Source organism: Streptomyces sp. CB01249, assembly GCF_001905735.1.
Taxonomy (GTDB): Bacteria; Actinomycetota; Actinomycetes; order Streptomycetales; family Streptomycetaceae; genus Streptomyces.
Map to the genome: position 1 here is coordinate 259,667 of NZ_LISW01000006.1, position 15,458 is coordinate 275,124.

15 protein-coding genes are annotated in these 15,458 nt (G+C 70.8%); 6 read left to right on the forward strand and 9 right to left on the reverse strand.

Going from position 1 to position 15,458, the window contains the following annotated elements; genetic code table 11:
- The first annotated feature begins 4 nt into the window (after nt 1-4).
- From tpiA to pgi, 4 genes are all read left to right on the forward strand, one after another.
- The gene (tpiA, locus tag AMK18_RS26010) at nt 5-781 is read left to right on the forward strand and encodes a triose-phosphate isomerase (RefSeq protein WP_073864696.1); all 777 of its coding nucleotides are present in this window, start codon (nt 5-7) and stop codon (nt 779-781) included.
- Between the two features lie 110 nt (nt 782-891).
- Nucleotides 892-1,128 (forward strand): preprotein translocase subunit SecG, encoded by a 237-nt coding sequence (secG, locus tag AMK18_RS26015; RefSeq protein WP_018104607.1) that lies wholly within the window; start codon nt 892-894, stop codon nt 1,126-1,128.
- Between the two features lie 109 nt (nt 1,129-1,237).
- Nucleotides 1,238-1,573, forward strand: a complete 336-nt coding sequence (locus tag AMK18_RS26020) for an RNA polymerase-binding protein RbpA (RefSeq protein WP_073864697.1) — start codon at nt 1,238-1,240, stop codon at nt 1,571-1,573.
- A 151-nt stretch (nt 1,574-1,724) separates the two neighbouring features.
- Complete coding sequence (gene pgi / locus AMK18_RS26025; protein ID WP_073864791.1) at nt 1,725-3,377, forward strand: glucose-6-phosphate isomerase; 1,653 nt, start codon at nt 1,725-1,727, stop codon at nt 3,375-3,377.
- 38 nt (nt 3,378-3,415) lie between these two features.
- Here pgi and AMK18_RS26030 read toward each other — a convergent pair whose 3' ends face one another.
- The 6 genes from AMK18_RS26030 to tkt form a co-directional block, all read right to left on the reverse strand.
- The gene (locus tag AMK18_RS26030) at nt 3,416-3,772 is read right to left on the reverse strand and encodes a VOC family protein (protein WP_073864698.1); all 357 of its coding nucleotides are present in this window, start codon (nt 3,770-3,772) and stop codon (nt 3,416-3,418) included.
- Nucleotides 3,773-3,869: 97 nt separating this feature from the next.
- Nucleotides 3,870-4,655: a 6-phosphogluconolactonase gene (gene pgl, locus AMK18_RS26035; RefSeq protein ID WP_073864699.1), complete on the reverse strand. Its 786-nt coding sequence runs from the start codon at nt 4,653-4,655 to the stop codon at nt 3,870-3,872.
- Complete coding sequence (gene opcA, locus AMK18_RS26040) at nt 4,652-5,674, reverse strand: glucose-6-phosphate dehydrogenase assembly protein OpcA (RefSeq protein ID WP_018104612.1); 1,023 nt, start codon at nt 5,672-5,674, stop codon at nt 4,652-4,654. Before opcA ends, pgl begins: the two co-directional genes overlap by 4 nt.
- Nucleotides 5,671-7,203: a glucose-6-phosphate dehydrogenase gene (gene zwf / locus AMK18_RS26045; RefSeq protein ID WP_018104613.1), complete on the reverse strand. Its 1,533-nt coding sequence runs from the start codon at nt 7,201-7,203 to the stop codon at nt 5,671-5,673. The genes opcA and zwf overlap by 4 nt, the downstream gene beginning before the upstream one ends.
- A gap of 5 nt (nt 7,204-7,208) precedes the next feature.
- Nucleotides 7,209-8,327 (reverse strand): transaldolase, encoded by a 1,119-nt coding sequence (tal, locus tag AMK18_RS26050; RefSeq protein WP_018104614.1) that lies wholly within the window; start codon nt 8,325-8,327, stop codon nt 7,209-7,211.
- 34 nt (nt 8,328-8,361) lie between these two features.
- Nucleotides 8,362-10,449, reverse strand: coding sequence for a transketolase (gene tkt / locus AMK18_RS26055; protein ID WP_073864700.1), 2,088 nt, complete (start codon nt 10,447-10,449; stop codon nt 8,362-8,364).
- Nucleotides 10,450-10,890: 441 nt separating this feature from the next.
- Between tkt and AMK18_RS26060 the strand changes: the two genes are divergently transcribed.
- Together AMK18_RS26060 and AMK18_RS26065 are read left to right on the forward strand one after the other, a co-directional pair.
- On the forward strand, nt 10,891-11,838 hold the full coding sequence (locus AMK18_RS26060; RefSeq protein ID WP_073864792.1) for a heme o synthase: 948 nt from the start codon (nt 10,891-10,893) through the stop codon (nt 11,836-11,838).
- A gap of 92 nt (nt 11,839-11,930) precedes the next feature.
- Entirely contained in the window at nt 11,931-12,293 is a 363-nt protein-coding gene (locus AMK18_RS26065; protein ID WP_073864701.1) for a hypothetical protein, read from the forward strand.
- Between the two features lie 85 nt (nt 12,294-12,378).
- Here AMK18_RS26065 and AMK18_RS26070 read toward each other — a convergent pair whose 3' ends face one another.
- The 3 genes from AMK18_RS26070 to AMK18_RS26085 all read right to left on the reverse strand — a co-directional run bounded on the left by AMK18_RS26070 (nt 12,379) and on the right by AMK18_RS26085 (nt 15,331).
- A complete protein-coding gene (locus AMK18_RS26070) occupies nt 12,379-13,392 on the reverse strand; it encodes a COX15/CtaA family protein (protein WP_073864702.1) in 1,014 nt (337 codons plus the stop codon).
- Nucleotides 13,393-13,634: 242 nt separating this feature from the next.
- A complete protein-coding gene (locus AMK18_RS26080) occupies nt 13,635-14,402 on the reverse strand; it encodes an ABC transporter permease (protein ID WP_073864703.1) in 768 nt (255 codons plus the stop codon).
- Nucleotides 14,399-15,331 (reverse strand): ABC transporter ATP-binding protein, encoded by a 933-nt coding sequence (locus AMK18_RS26085; RefSeq protein WP_073864704.1) that lies wholly within the window; start codon nt 15,329-15,331, stop codon nt 14,399-14,401. Before AMK18_RS26085 ends, AMK18_RS26080 begins: the two co-directional genes overlap by 4 nt.
- Between the last annotated feature and the right edge of the window lie 127 nt (nt 15,332-15,458).

Below are 15,458 nucleotides of genomic sequence, written 5' to 3' on the forward strand. Positions count from 1 at the left end.
TTTCATGACCACCCGCACCCCGCTGATGGCGGGCAACTGGAAGATGAACCTCAACCACCTCGAGGCCATCGCCCACGTCCAGAAGCTCGCCTTCGCCCTGGCCGACAAGGACTACGACGCCGTAGAGGTCGCCGTCCTGCCGCCCTTCACCGACCTGCGCTCCGTGCAGACGCTGGTCGACGGCGACAAGCTGAAGATCAAGTACGGCGCCCAGGACATCTCGGCGCAGGACTCCGGCGCGTACACCGGTGAGATCTCCGGCCCCATGCTCGCCAAGCTGAAGTGCACCTTCGTCGCCGTCGGCCACAGCGAGCGCCGCCAGTACCACGCGGAGACCGACGAGGTCTGCAACGCCAAGGTGAAGGCCGCGTACAAGCACGGCCTGACCCCGATCCTCTGCGTCGGCGAGGGCCTGGACGTCCGCAAGGCCGGCGACCAGGTCGCGTACACCCTCGCGCAGCTCGACGGCGGCCTGAAGGACATCCCGGCCGAGCAGGCCGAGTCCATCGTGATCGCCTACGAGCCGGTCTGGGCCATCGGCACCGGCGAGGTCGCCACCCCGGAGGACGCGCAGGAGGTCTGCGGTGCGATCCGCGTCCGCCTCGCCGAGCTGTACTCGCAGGAGCTGGCCGACGCGGTCCGCATCCAGTACGGCGGCTCGGTGAAGTCCGGCAACGTGGCCGCGATCATGGCCCAGCCCGACGTCGACGGCGCCCTGATCGGCGGCGCGGCGCTCGACGCGGACGAGTTCGTCAAGATCGTCCGCTTCCGCGACCAGTGAGTATGCGGTAGCGCGGATCCGTCGTACCCTTGCGGGGGCCGGGGAGGGCGACCTCCCGGCCCCCGTAGTTCGCACTAGCAGTCGGTATTTCCGGAAAGTAGGGACCAGCCGTGATTCTGGGGTTCGAGATCGCCCTGATCGTCTTCAGCCTGCTGCTGATGCTGCTGGTGCTCATGCACAAGGGCAAGGGCGGCGGTCTCTCCGACATGTTCGGTGGCGGCATGCAGTCCTCCGTCGGCGGCTCCTCGGTCGCCGAGCGCAACCTCGACCGCATCACCGTCGTGGTCGGTCTGGGCTGGTTCGCGTGCATCGTGGTGCTTGGTCTGCTCATCAAGCTGGACAACTGACCCGTCGTGCGCGCTTCCCGGTGACGGTGTAACTCCTTTCACTGGACGCGCGTTGGGCCTTACGTAGACTGGGGCACCTTCGAGCACCATCACGCAGGGAGTTACGACCGTGGCAAGTGGCAACGCGATCCGGGGAAGCCGGGTCGGGGCGGGGCCGATGGGGGAGGCCGAGCGCGGCGAGTCCGCGCCACGGCTCCGCATCTCCTTCTGGTGCTCGAACGGGCACGAGACGCAGCCCAGCTTCGCCCATGACGCGCAGGTACCGGACACCTGGGACTGCCCGCGGTGCGGTTTCCCGGCCGGCCAGGACCCGGAGAGCCCGCCCGACCCGCCGCGCACCGAACCGTACAAGACGCACCTCGCGTACGTGCGGGAGCGCCGCAGCGACGCGGACGGCGAGGCCATCCTCGCCGAGGCCCTGGCGAAGCTCCGCGGCGAGATCTGAAGACGTTCACCGGCCGGACACCCCCTGGGTGCCCGGCCGGAATGCTTCCGTCGTGCCGCAGCCTGCCGCCGTCACGTCCGGCCGCCTGATCAATTAGGTTGGAGGGGCAGCGGGGAACTGCGGTGACGAGAGAAGTGGGCTGATGTCCGGGATGAACGCAACTAGCCGTACCAGGCTCAACCAGACGCCGGAATGGGCGGCGCTGGGGAAGCACCGTGAGCAGCTCGGGCCGACCGGTCTGCGCGAGTTGTTCGCGGACGACCCGGAGCGCGGCACCGGGTACACCCTGCGGGTCGGCGACCTGCACCTCGACTACTCCAAGCACCTCGTCACCGACGAGACGCTGACCCTCCTGCGCGAACTCGCCGCGGCCACCGACGTGTTCGGGCTGCGGGACGCGATGTTCCGCGGCGACAAGATCAACACCACCGAGGACCGGGCGGTCCTGCACACCGCGCTGCGCGCCCCGCGCGAGGCCGTCATCGAGGTCGACGGCGAGAACGTGGTGCCGGCGGTGCACGCGGTGCTCGACAAGATGGCGGCGTTCTCCGACCGGGTCAGGTCGGGGGAGTGGACCGGTCACACCGGCAAGCCCATCAAGAACATCGTCAACATCGGCATCGGCGGCTCGGACCTGGGCCCCGCCATGGCGTACGAGGTGCTGCGCTCCTTCACGGACCGCTCGCTCACCTTCCGCTTCGTCTCCAACGTGGACGGCGCCGACCTGCACGAGGCCGTCCGCGACCTCGACCCGGCCGAGACGCTGTTCATCATCGCCTCGAAGACCTTCACCACCATCGAGACGATCACCAACGCCACCTCCGCCCGCAACTGGCTGCTCACCGGCCTGAGGGCCGGTCAGGACGCCGTCGCCAAGCACTTCGTCGCGCTGTCGACCAACGCGGAGAAGGTGTCGGACTTCGGCATCGACACGGCCAACATGTTCGAGTTCTGGGACTGGGTCGGCGGCCGCTACTCGTACGACTCCGCCATCGGCCTCTCGCTGATGATCGCCATCGGCCCGGACCGCTTCCGCGAGATGCTCGACGGCTTCCACCTCGTGGACGAGCACTTCCGCACCGCCCCGGCCGAGGAGAACGCCCCGCTGCTGCTCGGCCTGCTGGGCGTCTGGTACGGCGCGTTCTTCGACGCCCAGTCGCACGCGGTGCTGCCCTACAGCCACTACCTGTCGAAGTTCACCGCGTACCTCCAGCAGCTGGACATGGAGTCCAACGGCAAGTCCGTGGACCGCGACGGCAACCCCGTCGACTGGCAGACCGGACCGGTCGTCTGGGGCACCCCCGGCACCAACGGCCAGCACGCCTACTACCAGCTGATCCACCAGGGTACGAAGGTGATCCCGGCCGACTTCATCGGCTTCGCGCAGCCGGTCGAGGACCTGCTGCCCGGGCTGGTCGCCCAGCACGACCTGCTGATGGCCAACTTCTTCGCCCAGACCCAGGCCCTCGCCTTCGGCAAGACGCCGGACGAGGTCCGCGCCGAGGGCGTCCCCGAGGAGCTGGTGGCGCACAAGACGTTCCGGGGCAACCACCCCACGACGACGATCCTCGCCGACCGGCTCACCCCGTCCGTGCTCGGCCAGCTGATCGCCCTGTACGAGCACAAGGTCTTCGTCCAGGGCGCCATCTGGAACATCGACTCCTTCGACCAGTGGGGCGTCGAGCTCGGCAAGGTCCTCGCCAAGAAGATCGAGCCCGTCCTGACCGAGGGCAAGGGCGGCGAGCAGCTGGACAGCTCGACCGCCGCGCTCGTCTCGACCTACCGCGAGCTGCGCGGGCGCTGAGCCCCCGCTGAGGGGCCCCGCCGTGCCGGTGGGGCCCCTCAGCCGTGCGTCGTGTCGATGACGCAGAAGCGATTGCCCTCCGGGTCCGCCAGCACCACGAAGTCCGGGTCCTCCGGATACAGCTCCCAGTCGGTCTCCGCCGCGCCCAGCGCGAGCAGCCGGGCCACCTCGGCGTCCTGCTCCTCCGTGTACAGGTCGAGGTGGACCCGGGGCACCTCCTGCACCGGGGAGTCGCTGCGGCCCAGCGAGAGCCCGACGCCCGGCCCCTCGGCGGGGACCAGGACCACCCAGTCCTCCGTGGCCGGTTCCCGCTCCACGTAGCCCAGGGCCGCCTTCCAGAAGGCCGCCGCCCGCGCCACGTCCGACGCGCCCATCACCACGGTTCCGATACGCATGGGGCCGAGCCTTTCACGTATCGCCCCCGGAAACGCGCCGGGCCCGGCCCGCCCCGAAGGACGGACCGGGCCCGTGGGCACCCCCGCTGACGGCCGGTCAGGCGGAAGCCGGCGGATACAGGGCGTGGGGGAGGCGGGAGGCCGCCGCCGCGTCGAGCAGCCACAGCGTGCGGGCGCGGCCGTACGCACCGGCCGCCGGTGCCTGGATCTCGCCGGCCCCGGACAGGGCGATGGCGACCGCCTCCGCCTTGTCCTCGCCCGCGGCCAGCAGCCACACCTCGCGCGCCGCCCGGATGGCGGGCAGCGTCAGCGAGACCCGGACCGGCGGCGGCTTGGGCGCACCGTGCACACCGACGACGGTGCGCTCGGTCTCCCGCACCCCGGGCAGTTCCGGGAAGAGCGAGGCGACGTGCGTGTCCGGGCCGACGCCCAGCATCAGCACGTCGAACTCCGGCACCGGGCCGTGGTCCTGCGGCGCCGAGGCCGCCGCCAGTTCGGCCGCGTACCCGGCGGCCGCGGCGTCGGCGTCCGGGCCGTAGGGGCCGTCCGAGGCCGGCATCACGTGCACCCGCGAGGGGTCCAGGGGCACGGCGTCCAGCAGGGCCTCGCGGGCCTGCGTGACATTGCGCTCCGGGTCGCCCTCCGGCAGGAACCGCTCGTCGCCCCACCACAGGTCGAGCCGCGACCAGTCGACCGCGTCCCGGGCGGGCGCGGCGGCGAGCGCGGCCAGCAGGCCGTTGCCGTTGCGCCCGCCGGTGAGCACCACCGAGGCGTCGCCGCGCGCGGCCTGGGCGTCCACGATCTTCGTGATCAGCCGGGCCGCGGCGGCCTGCGCCATCAGCTCCTTGTCGCGGTGCACGACGAGCTGCGGGACTCCGGTCACTTCGCCGCCGCCTTCTTGGCCGGGGCGGCCTTCTTCGCGGCGGGGGCCTTGTCGGAGGCCGGAGCGGGGGCCTTGGCCGACTGGCCCGGACCTGCCTTCTCCAGCCGGTCCACGCCGAACTTCACGGTCGACTCGTAGATGTTGTCCGGGTCGAGCCGCCGCAGCTCCTCCGCGAGGAGCTCCGCCGTCTCGCGGCGCTTGAGCGCCACCGCGCGGTCCGGCTGGCCCGCCATGCACAGCGTGGCGAGCGAGCCGTCGGCCCGGTCCAGGACGATGTCGCCGTTCTTGGTGACCATCCGGACGGCCGTCAGACCGGGGCCGCCGGACGTGGTGCGCTCCACCGGCACGCCGAGCCGGTCCGCGAGCCACATGGCGAGGAGCTCGCAGCTCGGGTTGTCCGACTCGCCCTCGACCGTGGCCGAGACGACCTCCGCCGGCTGCTGGTCGAGCGCGGCGGCCAGCATCGAACGCCACGGCGTGATGCGCGTCCACGCCAGGTCCGTGTCACCGGGCCGGTACGTGTCGGCGCGCACCCCCAGCTCGTCCAGCGGGTGCTCGGCCGAGTAGGTGTCGGTGATCCGGCGCTGGGCCAGCGCGCCGAGGGCGTCCTTCGCCGGGTCGGCGGGGGAGTCCTGCGGCCACCACGCCACCACCGGGGCGTCCGGCAGCAGCAGCGGCAGGACGACCGACTGGGCGTGGTTGGCCAGCTCGCCGTGGAGCCGGAGCACCACGGTCTCGCCGGAGCCCGAGTCGGAACCGACCCGGATCTCGGCGTCGAGCCGTGCGTCGCGGCGGGTGCGCGGCGAACGGCTGAGCCGCTTGATGACCGCGATGATCCGCGAGGGGTGCTCCCGCGAGGAGTCGCTGGCCGCCTTCAGCGCGTCGTAGGCGTTCTCCTCGTCGGTGACGATGACGAGGGTGAGGACCATCCCGATCGCCGGGGCGCCGACCGCGCGCCGGGCCGAGATGAGCGCCTGGTTGATCTTGCTGGACGTGGTTTCCGTGAGATCGATCTTCATGGCCGGCGCCAGCTCCGTCCGTCGCGTGCGAGCATCTCGTCCGCCTCGGCCGGACCCCAGGTGCCGGCCGGGTACTGGGCGGGCTTGCCGTGCTTGTCCCAGTACTCCTCGATCGGGTCGAGGATGTTCCAGGAGAGCTCGACCTCCTGGTGGCGGGGGAAGAGGTTGGCGTCGCCGAGCAGGACATCGAGGATGAGCCGCTCGTACGCCTCCGGGCTGGACTCCGTGAAGGACTCGCCGTACGCGAAGTCCATCGTGACGTCCCGGACCTCCATCGAGGTGCCGGGCACCTTGGAGCCGAACCGCACCGTGACGCCCTCGTCCGGCTGCACCCGGATGACCAGGGCGTTGCCGCCCAGCTCCTCGGTGGCGCCGGACTCGAACGGCAGGTACGGGGCGCGCTTGAAGACGACCGCGATCTCCGTGACCCGGCGGCCGAGCCGCTTGCCGGTGCGCAGGTAGAAGGGGACGCCCGCCCAGCGGCGGTTGTTGATCGTCAGCTTGATCGCGGCGAAGGTGTCGGTCTTCGACTTGGGGTCGATGCCGTCCTCCTCCAGATAGCCGACGGCCTCCTCGCCGCCCTGCCAGGCGTGCGTGTACTGACCGCGCACGGTGTGCTTGCCCAGGTCCTCGGGCAGCTCCACCGCCGTGAGCACCTTGAGCTTCTCGGCGACCAGGGCCTTCGGGTGGAAGGAGCCGGGCTCCTCCATCGCGGTCAGCGCGAGCAGCTGGAGCAGGTGGTTCTGGATGACGTCGCGGGCGGCGCCGATGCCGTCGTAGTAGCCGGCCCGGCCGCCGATGCCGATGTCCTCGGCCATCGTGATCTGCACGTGGTCGACGTAACTGCGGTTCCAGATCGGCTCGAACATCGTGTTGGCGAAGCGCAGCGCCAGGATGTTCTGGACGGTCTCCTTGCCGAGGTAGTGGTCGATCCGGAAGACCTCGTTCGGCGGGAAGACGTCGTGCACGATCTGGTTGAGCTCCTGCGCGCTCTTCAGGTCGTGGCCGAACGGCTTCTCGATGACGGCGCGCCGCCAGCTGCCTTCCTTCTGGTCGGCCAGCCCGTGCTTCTTGAGCTGCTGGACGACCTTGGGGAAGAACTTCGGCGGGACGGACAGGTAGAAGGCGAAGTTGCCGCCCGTGCCCTGCGCCTTGTCCAGCTCCTCGATCGTGGCCCTGAGGGTCTCGAAGGCCACGTCGTCGTCGAAGTTGCCCTGCACGAAGCGCATGCCCTGGCTGAGCTGCTGCCAGACCTCTTCGCGGAAGGGCGTACGGGAATGCTCCTTGACGGCGTCGTGGACGACCTGGGCGAAGTCCTCGTCCTCCCAGTCGCGGCGCGCGAAACCGATGAGTGAGAAGCCCGGCGGCAACAGGCCGCGGTTGGCCAGGTCGTAGACGGCGGGCATCAGCTTTTTACGGGACAAATCGCCCGTGACGCCAAAGATGACCAGGCCCGACGGCCCCGCGATGCGCGGGAGCCGTCGGTCCTGGGCGTCACGGAGCGGGTTGGCTCCGGGAACACCAGACAAAGTGGTCAGCCCTTCGAGGGGGCGAGGCGCTGAAGCTCCGCCTCGGTCGACTTGAGCAGGTCGTTCCAGGACGTCTCGAACTTCTCGACGCCCTCGTCCTCCAGCAGCTGCACGACGTCGTCGTAGTCGACGCCGAGCTTCTTGATCGCGTCGAGGTCGGCGCGAGCCTGGTCGTACGCACCGGTGACGGTGTCGCCGGTCACCTCGCCGTGGTCCGCCACCGCGTCCAGAGTCGCCTCCGGCATGGTGTTGACCGTGTTCGGCGCGACGAGGTCCACCACGTACAGGGTGTCCTTGAGGGCCGGGTCCTTCACGCCGGTCGAGGCCCACAGCGGACGCTGCTTGTTGGCGTGCGCCTTGTCCAGGGCGGCCCAGCGCTCACCGGCGAAGACCTCCTCGTACGCCTCGTAGGCCAGGCGGGCGTTGGCCAGGGCGGACTTGCCCTTCGCGGCCTTCGCCTCCTCGCCGCCGATGGCGTCCAGGCGCTTGTCGATCTCGGTGTCCACACGGGACACGAAGAAGGACGCCACCGAGTGGATCTTGGAGAGGTCCAGGCCCGCGGCCTTCGCCTTCTCCAGGCCCGCCAGGTAGGCGTCCATGACCGCGCGGTAGCGCTCCAGCGAGAAGATCAGCGTGACGTTGACGCTGATGCCCCGGCCGATCGTCTCGGTGATCGCGGGCAGGCCCGCCTTGGTCGCCGGGATCTTGATCAGCGTGTTCGGGCGGTCCACCAGCCAGGCCAGCTGCTTGGCCTCGGCGACCGTGGCCGTCGTGTCGTGCGCCAGGCGCGGGTCGACCTCGATGGAGACCCGGCCGTCCTGGCCGTCCGTCGCGTCGAAGACCGGGCGCAGGATGTCGGCCGCGTCCCGGACGTCCGCGGTGGTGATCATGCGGATCGCTTCCTCGACGGTCACCTTGCGGGCCGCGAGGTCGGCGAGCTGCTGGTCGTAACCGTCGCCCTGCGAGATGGCCTTCTGGAAGATCGACGGGTTGGTCGTGACCCCCACGACGTGGCTCTGGTCGATCAGCTCGGCGAGGTTGCCCGAGGTGATCCGCTTGCGCGAGAGGTCGTCGAGCCAGATCGCCACGCCCTCGTCGGAGAGGCGCTTGAGTGCGTCTGTCATGAGAAATGCATCTCCTACTAGTCGTATACCGGCGTCAGCGCGTGGCGGCGGCGAGGGATTCCCGGGCGGCGGCGGCGACGTTCTCGCCGGTGAAGCCGAACTCGCGGAACAGGACCTTCGCGTCCGCCGAGGCGCCGAAGTGCTCCAGCGAGACGATCCGGCCGGCGTCTCCCACGTACCGGTACCAGGTCAGGGCGATGCCCGCCTCGACGGCCACGCGCGCCTTGACCGACGGGGGCAGGACGGAGTCCTTGTAACCCTGTTCCTGCTCCTCGAACCACTCGACACACGGCATCGAGACCACACGGGTCGGAACTCCGGCCGCCTGGAGCTCCTCGCGCGCCTCGACGGCGAGCTGGACCTCGGAGCCCGTACCGATCAGCACGACCTGGGGCGTGCCGCCCTCGGCCTCGAAGAGCACGTAGCCGCCCTTGGCCGCGTCCTCGTTCGCCTCGTACGTCGGCACACCCTGGCGGGTCAGCGCCAGGCCGTGCGGGGCGCCCTCGCCGAACACCTTGGTGTAGCGGCGCAGGATCTCGCGCCAGGCGATGGCGGTCTCGTTGGCGTCGGCCGGGCGCACGACGTTGAGGCCCGGGATGGCGCGCAGCGAGGCCAGGTGCTCGACCGGCTGGTGGGTCGGGCCGTCCTCGCCGAGGCCGATCGAGTCGTGCGTCCACACGTAGGTCACCGGCAGGTGCATCAGCGCGGACAGGCGCACGGCGTTGCGCATGTAGTCGGAGAACACCAGGAAGGTGCCCCCGTAGATGCGGGTGTTGCCGTGCAGCGCGATGCCGTTCATCGCGGCGGCCATGGCGTGCTCGCGGATGCCGAAGTGGATCGTCCGGCCGTACGGGTCGGCCTCCGGCAGCGGGTTGCCCGCGGGGAGGAACGACGACGTCTTGTCGATCGTGGTGTTGTTCGAACCGGCCAGGTCGGCGGAGCCGCCCCACAGCTCGGGGATGATCCCGCCGAGCGCCTGGAGCACCTTGCCGGACGCGGCGCGGGTGGCGACGCCCTTGCCCGTCTCGAAGACCGGCAGGCTGTCCTCCCAGCCCTTGGGCAGCTCGCCCGCGGCGATGCGGTCGAAGTCGGCGGCGCGCTCGGGGTTGGCGGAGCGCCAGGCGTCGAAGCCCTTCTCCCACTCGGCCTTCGCCTCGCGGCCCCGGTCCAGGGCGCGGCGGGTGTGCGCGATGACCTCGTCGGCGACCTCGAAGCTCTTCTCCGGGTCGAAGCCGAGCACCTTCTTGGTCGCGGCGACCTCGTCGTCGCCGAGCGCCGAGCCGTGCGACGCCTCGGTGTTCTGAGCGTGCGGGGCGGGCCAGGCGATGATCGAGCGGGCCGCGATGAACGAGGGGCGCTCGGTCTCGGCCTTGGCGGCGAGCAGCGCGTTGTAGAGGCCCTCCGGGTCCAGGTCGCCGTTGGGCAGCTGGTCGACGCGCTGGACGTGCCAGCCGTACGCCTCGTAGCGCTTGACGGTGTCCTCGGAGACCGCGGTCTCCGTGTCGCCCTCGATGGAGATGTGGTTGTCGTCCCACAGCAGGACCAGGTTGCCCAGCTTCTGGTGGCCGGCCAGCGAGGACGCCTCGGCCGAGATGCCCTCCTGGAGGCAGCCGTCACCGGCGACGACCCACACCATGTGGTCGAACGGGGAGGTGCCGGGGGCCGCCTCCGGGTCGAACAGACCGCGCTCGTAGCGGGCGGCCATGGCCATGCCCACCGCGTTGGCGACGCCCTGGCCCAGCGGGCCGGTCGTCGTCTCGACCCCGGTGGTGTGGCCGTACTCCGGGTGGCCCGGGGTCTTGGAGCCCCAGGTGCGGAACGACTCCAGGTCCGCCAGCTCCAGGCCGTAGCCGGCCAGGTAGAGCTGGATGTACAGGGTCAGGCTGCTGTGGCCCGCGGAGAGCACGAACCGGTCGCGGCCGGTCCAGTCCGCGTCCGCCGGGTCGTGCCGCATCACCTTCTGGAAGATGGTGTACGCGGCGGGAGCCAGGCTCATCGCCGTGCCCGGGTGGCCGTTTCCGACTTTCTGTACGGCGTCCGCGGCGAGGACGCGGACGGTGTCCACGGCCCGCTGGTCCAATTCGGTCCACTGGAGGTCTGTGGTGGTCGGCTTGGTGCTCACCCTGAGTCAGGGCTCCTCTCCAACTGTTGTAGACCGGTGACTTCGACCGCACCGGATGCTGTCGAGCCTACCCCCGTCCGTACCCGTGTTTTCCGGCTCCTACCAGGGTGCGGGCGGCCCGTGGAATCCGCCTCCCGTATGAGCGGAAGGGCTCACCGATGGGCTTCTCCGATGAGCGCGGAGACCCACTCCTGGGCGCTCCGAAGAGCGGCCCCGGGCGCGGTTGCGGAGGCCCCGGAAACGGGTCGCGCGACCCCTGCGACACCAGTGCGTCACTCGTGCGTACGAGACGGCCCCCGGCGGCCGTCCGCGCCACATCAACACGACCCCACCCCCGCGAAGGGCGGCCTGTCCCCAACGTCTACAGTGGTCGGGTTCGCGCAAGTCTTCACCGGGCCCTTACGCCCGGAGCTTGCTGGGATTTCTCTGTCAGGGGTGTGCGTGACGGCCGTCGAGTCCCGACCCGCAGGGGTCGCCTTGACTCCGAGCCCAGGGGGCCAACGCCCATTCGGGGCCCGTGTCAAGGCATTCGTGGCACTGACCAAGCCTCGGATCATCGAGCTGTTGCTGATCACCACTGTTCCGGTGATGTTCCTGGCCGCTCAGGGTGTACCCGACCTGTGGCTCGTGCTCACTACCACCATCGGCGGCTACCTGTCCGCCGGCGGTGCCAATGCACTGAACATGTACATCGACCGCGACATCGACGCGCTGATGGACCGTACGTCGCAGCGCCCGCTGGTCACCGGGATGGTGAGCCCGCGCGAGTGCCTGGCCTTCGGCATCACCCTCGCGGTGGTCTCGACGGTCTGGTTCGGTCTGCTGGTCAACTGGCTGTCCGCGGCGCTGTCGCTGGGCGCCCTGCTCTTCTACGTCGTGATCTACACGATGCTGCTGAAGCGCCGCACCTCGCAGAACATCGTCTGGGGCGGCATCGCGGGCTGCATGCCGGTCCTCATCGGCTGGTCCGCCGTGACGAACGAGATGTCCTGGGCCGCGGTGATCCTCTTCGCCGTCATCTTCTTCTGGACGCCGCCGCACTACTGGCCGCTGTCGATGAAGGTGAAGGACGACTACGCCCGCGTCGGCGTCCCCATGCTCCCGGTCATCGCGTCCAACCGGGTGGTCGCCCGCCAGATCGTCGCCTACAGCTGGGTGATGGTCGCCGTCTCGCTGCTGCTCACCCCGCTGGGCTACACCGGCTGGTTCTACACCGCCGTGGCGCTGCTGACCGGCGGCTTCTGGCTCTGGGAGGCGCACGCGCTGCTCAGCCGGGCCAAGTCCGGGGTGACGGGCGCGAAGCTCAAGGAGATGCGGCTGTTCCACTGGTCGATCACCTATGTGTCGCTGCTCTTCGTCGCCGTGGCGGTGGACCCCTTCCTCCGGTAGAACCCCTGCTCCGTCCGACGGGCGGGGAGCGTGGCCGATGCCACGCTCCCCGCCCGTCGCCGGTTGATCTACCCGCCGGTAGCATCCTGTCCATGGCAGAGACGGCAGAGGCTGAGACCCAGCAGGTGGACGGCAGGCGGGCGGCGCGCGCGGAGCGCAGGGCGGCCCGGCTGGCCAAGCAGATCGGTGCCTTCGCGAAGGCGCACGGCGGTGCCGAGGGGCAGGTCGCCTACCTCGGGCAGATGGGCGCCCGCATCGTCCTGGTGGGCGAGGACGGCGAGTGGGGCGATCTGGTCGCCCCCTCGTACGAGATCGCCGAGAGCGCCGCGCAGAGGTCCGGGATCACGCTCCACGAATCCTTCGACGGCGAGTTCGCGGCGAAGGTGCGCACGGGCCCGTACGAGTGGACCCGGATGGCCGGGATCCAGGTCGGCGGCCCCTCCAACGCGGCCTGAGACCGGAGAAACGGACCGGGGCTCCCGCTCCGACGGCGTACAGCCGTGGAGCGGGAGCCCCGGTCCGTTCGTGTGTGCCCCGGCGTCAGCCGGCCGCGGCGGGCTCCGCCTGCTCGGCCGCCGGCGCCGGCAGCGGCGCGACGGCCACCGGCCGCTCGCGCAGCGACAGCATGACGCGTACGACCCCGATCCACACCAGGCACGAGCCGAACATGTGCACGCCGACCAGGATCTCCGGCGTATCGGTGAAGTACTGCACATAGCCGATGACGCCCTGCGCCATCAGGATCAGGAACAGCTCCCGGGTCCGGTGCAGCGGCCCGATGGGCGCGTCCACGGCCTTCAGGACGAACCAGAGCGCGACGGTCAGCGCCACCACGACCCAGGCCAGGTCCGCGTGCAGCTGGGCGACCGTCTTCCAGTCGATGGGGATGCGGTGGACGTCGCTGGAGTCGCCCGCGTGCCGCCCGGCGCCCGTGACCACCGTGCCCACGGCGATCAGGAGCCCCGCCGCGACGGCCAGCAGCCAGGCCAGCTGGGCGACCGCCTTGCCGACCAGCGGGCGCGGCGCCTCGTCGCCCTCACGGATCCGCTGCCAGGTCGTCAGGGCGACCGTGAGCAGCGCGGTGGAGAGCAGGAAGTGCGCCGCGACGGTGTACGGGTTCAGCCCGACGAGCACGACGATGCCGCCGAGCACCGCGTTGCCCATCACGATCCAGAACTGGACCCAGCCGAGCCGGGTGACGCTGCGCCGCCAGGGCTTCGCGGACCGGGCCGCGATGATCGCCCAGCCGACGGCCGCGCACAGCACGTACGTGAGCATCCGGTTGCCGAACTCGATGGCGCCGTGGAAGCCCATCGCGCTCGTCGCCGTCAGGCTCTCGTCGGTGCACTTGGGCCAGGTCGGGCAGCCGAGGCCGGAGCCGGTGAGCCGGACGGCGCCGCCGGTCACGACGATCACGACGGCCATCACGACCGCGGACATGGCCGCGCGGCGCACCGTCCGGGGCTCGGGCGTCCAGCGCTCGGCGATGTACAGCAGCGGATTGCGCAGGGCTTGAGCGACTTCGGCTCGGGTCAGCTTGGGCACGCGCACCATGGTAGGACGCCGCTTGTGCAAGCTTTCACGAGGGGGCGTCGCGCCGGTCAGGGTGGGATCAGGCCGCGGCGTCTGGTGCGGTGCATCGCAAGGCGCCGGAACATCCTAATGGCGGAGCCATTCGGGCGTTTCGGCAACGCGGCGAGGTGCCGTGCCAGGCGTCGTGGACCCCGCCCTGACCGGTGCGACGCCCCCCTGGGGGGACGAGTTACGCGTAACGGCGACGGAGCGCGTCTGTCGGCTCACTCCCAGCGGAAGAAGCGGGCCGCCGCGCCGAGCCCCAGGACCGTCCAGACCGCGAGGATGCCCAGGTCGCCCCAGGGCATCCCGGCGCCGTGCTGGAGGACGTCCCGCAGCCCGTCCGAGAGGGCCGCGATCGGCAGCAGGCCCAGCACCGACTGCACCGCGTCCGGGAACTTCTCCAGCGGCACGATCACCCCGCCGCCGACCAGGAGCAGCAGGAAGACCAGGTTGGCCGCGGCGAGGGTCGCCTCCGCCTTCAGCGTCCCGGCCATCAGCAGCCCGAGCCCGGAGAAGGCGGCGGTCCCCAGCACCAGGAGCAGCAGCACGGCGAGGGGGTTGCCGTGCGGGGACCAGCCCAGCGCGAAGGCGATCACCGTCAGCAGGACCACCTGGAGGACCTCGGTGACCAGCACGGACAGGGTCTTCGCGGTCATCAGCGCCCAGCGGGGCAGCGGTGAGGCGCCGAGCCGCTTGAGCACCCCGTAGCGCCGCTCGAAGCCGGTGGCGATGGCCTGGCCGGTGAAGGCGGTCGACATCACGGCCAGCGCCAGCACGCCGGGCGTCAGGAAGTCGACCGGCTCGCCCGTGCCGGTGTCCACGATGTCCACGGAGCTGAACAGCACGAGGAGCAGCGTCGGGATGACCACGGTCAGCAGCAGCTGCTCGCCGTTGCGCAGCAGCATCCGCGTCTCCAGCGCGGTCTGCGCGGCGATCATGCGCGGCAGCGGGGCGGCGCCCGGCCGGGGGGTGTACGTACCGGCGCTCATGCGCGCAGCTCCTTGCCGGTCAGTTCGAGGAAGACGTCCTCCAGGGTGTGGCGCTCGACGGAGATGCCGGAGGGCATCACGCCGTGCTGCGCGCACCAGGAGGTGACGGTGGCCAGCAGCTGCGGGTCGATGTCGCCCGTGATGCGGTACGTGCCGGAGCTCAGCTCGTCCGCCCCGGTGCCGTCGGGCAGCGCCTTGAGCAGCGAACCGAGGTCGAGCCCGGGGCGGCCGGTGAAGCGCAGGGTGTTCTCGGCGCCGCCCCGGCACAGGGCCTCGGGGGAGCCCTGGGCGACGATCCGGCCGGCGTCGATGACGGCGACCTCGTCGGCCAGCTCCTCCGCCTCGTCCATGAAGTGGGTGGTGAGCACCACGCTCACCCCGTCGGCGCGCAGCTCCCGGACCAGGTCCCAGGTGGAGCGGCGGGCCTGCGGGTCGAGGCCGGCGGTGGGCTCGTCCAGGAAGACCAGCTCGGGCCGGCCGACGACCGCCATGGCGAGGGCGAGCCGCTGCTGCTGGCCGCCGGAGAGCCTGCGGTAGGTGGTGCGGCCGCAGGAGCCGAGGCCGAGGCGTTCGATCAGGGCGTCGACGTCGAGCGGGTGGGCGTGCAGCTTGGCCATGTGGCGGAGCATCTCGTCGGCGCGGGCGCCGGAGTAGATCCCGCCGGACTGGAGCATCACGCCGATCCGGGGGCGCAGCCGCGCGGCGTCGGCGACGGGGTCGAGGCCGAGGACCCGGACGGTCCCGCCGTCGGGGCGGCGGTAGCCCTCGCAGGTCTCGATGGTGGTGGTCTTGCCGGCGCCGTTGGGGCCGAGCACGGCGGTGACGGCGCCGGCCGGGATCTCCAGGTCGAGGCCGTCCACCGCGGTCTTGTCGCCGTACCGCTTCACCAGGCCGCTGATCCGGACGGCCGGGCGGGGCTCGCTGTTCATGGCAGACGAGTCTAGGCAGCGGCCCGGAGAGGCCCGGCTCCGGGGCTTGATTAGGTAACCCTAAGTGATGGAAAGCACCGTTGATCGTTTCGGACCGTGGTTGTCACGGCCGGAGGAATTACGCAAC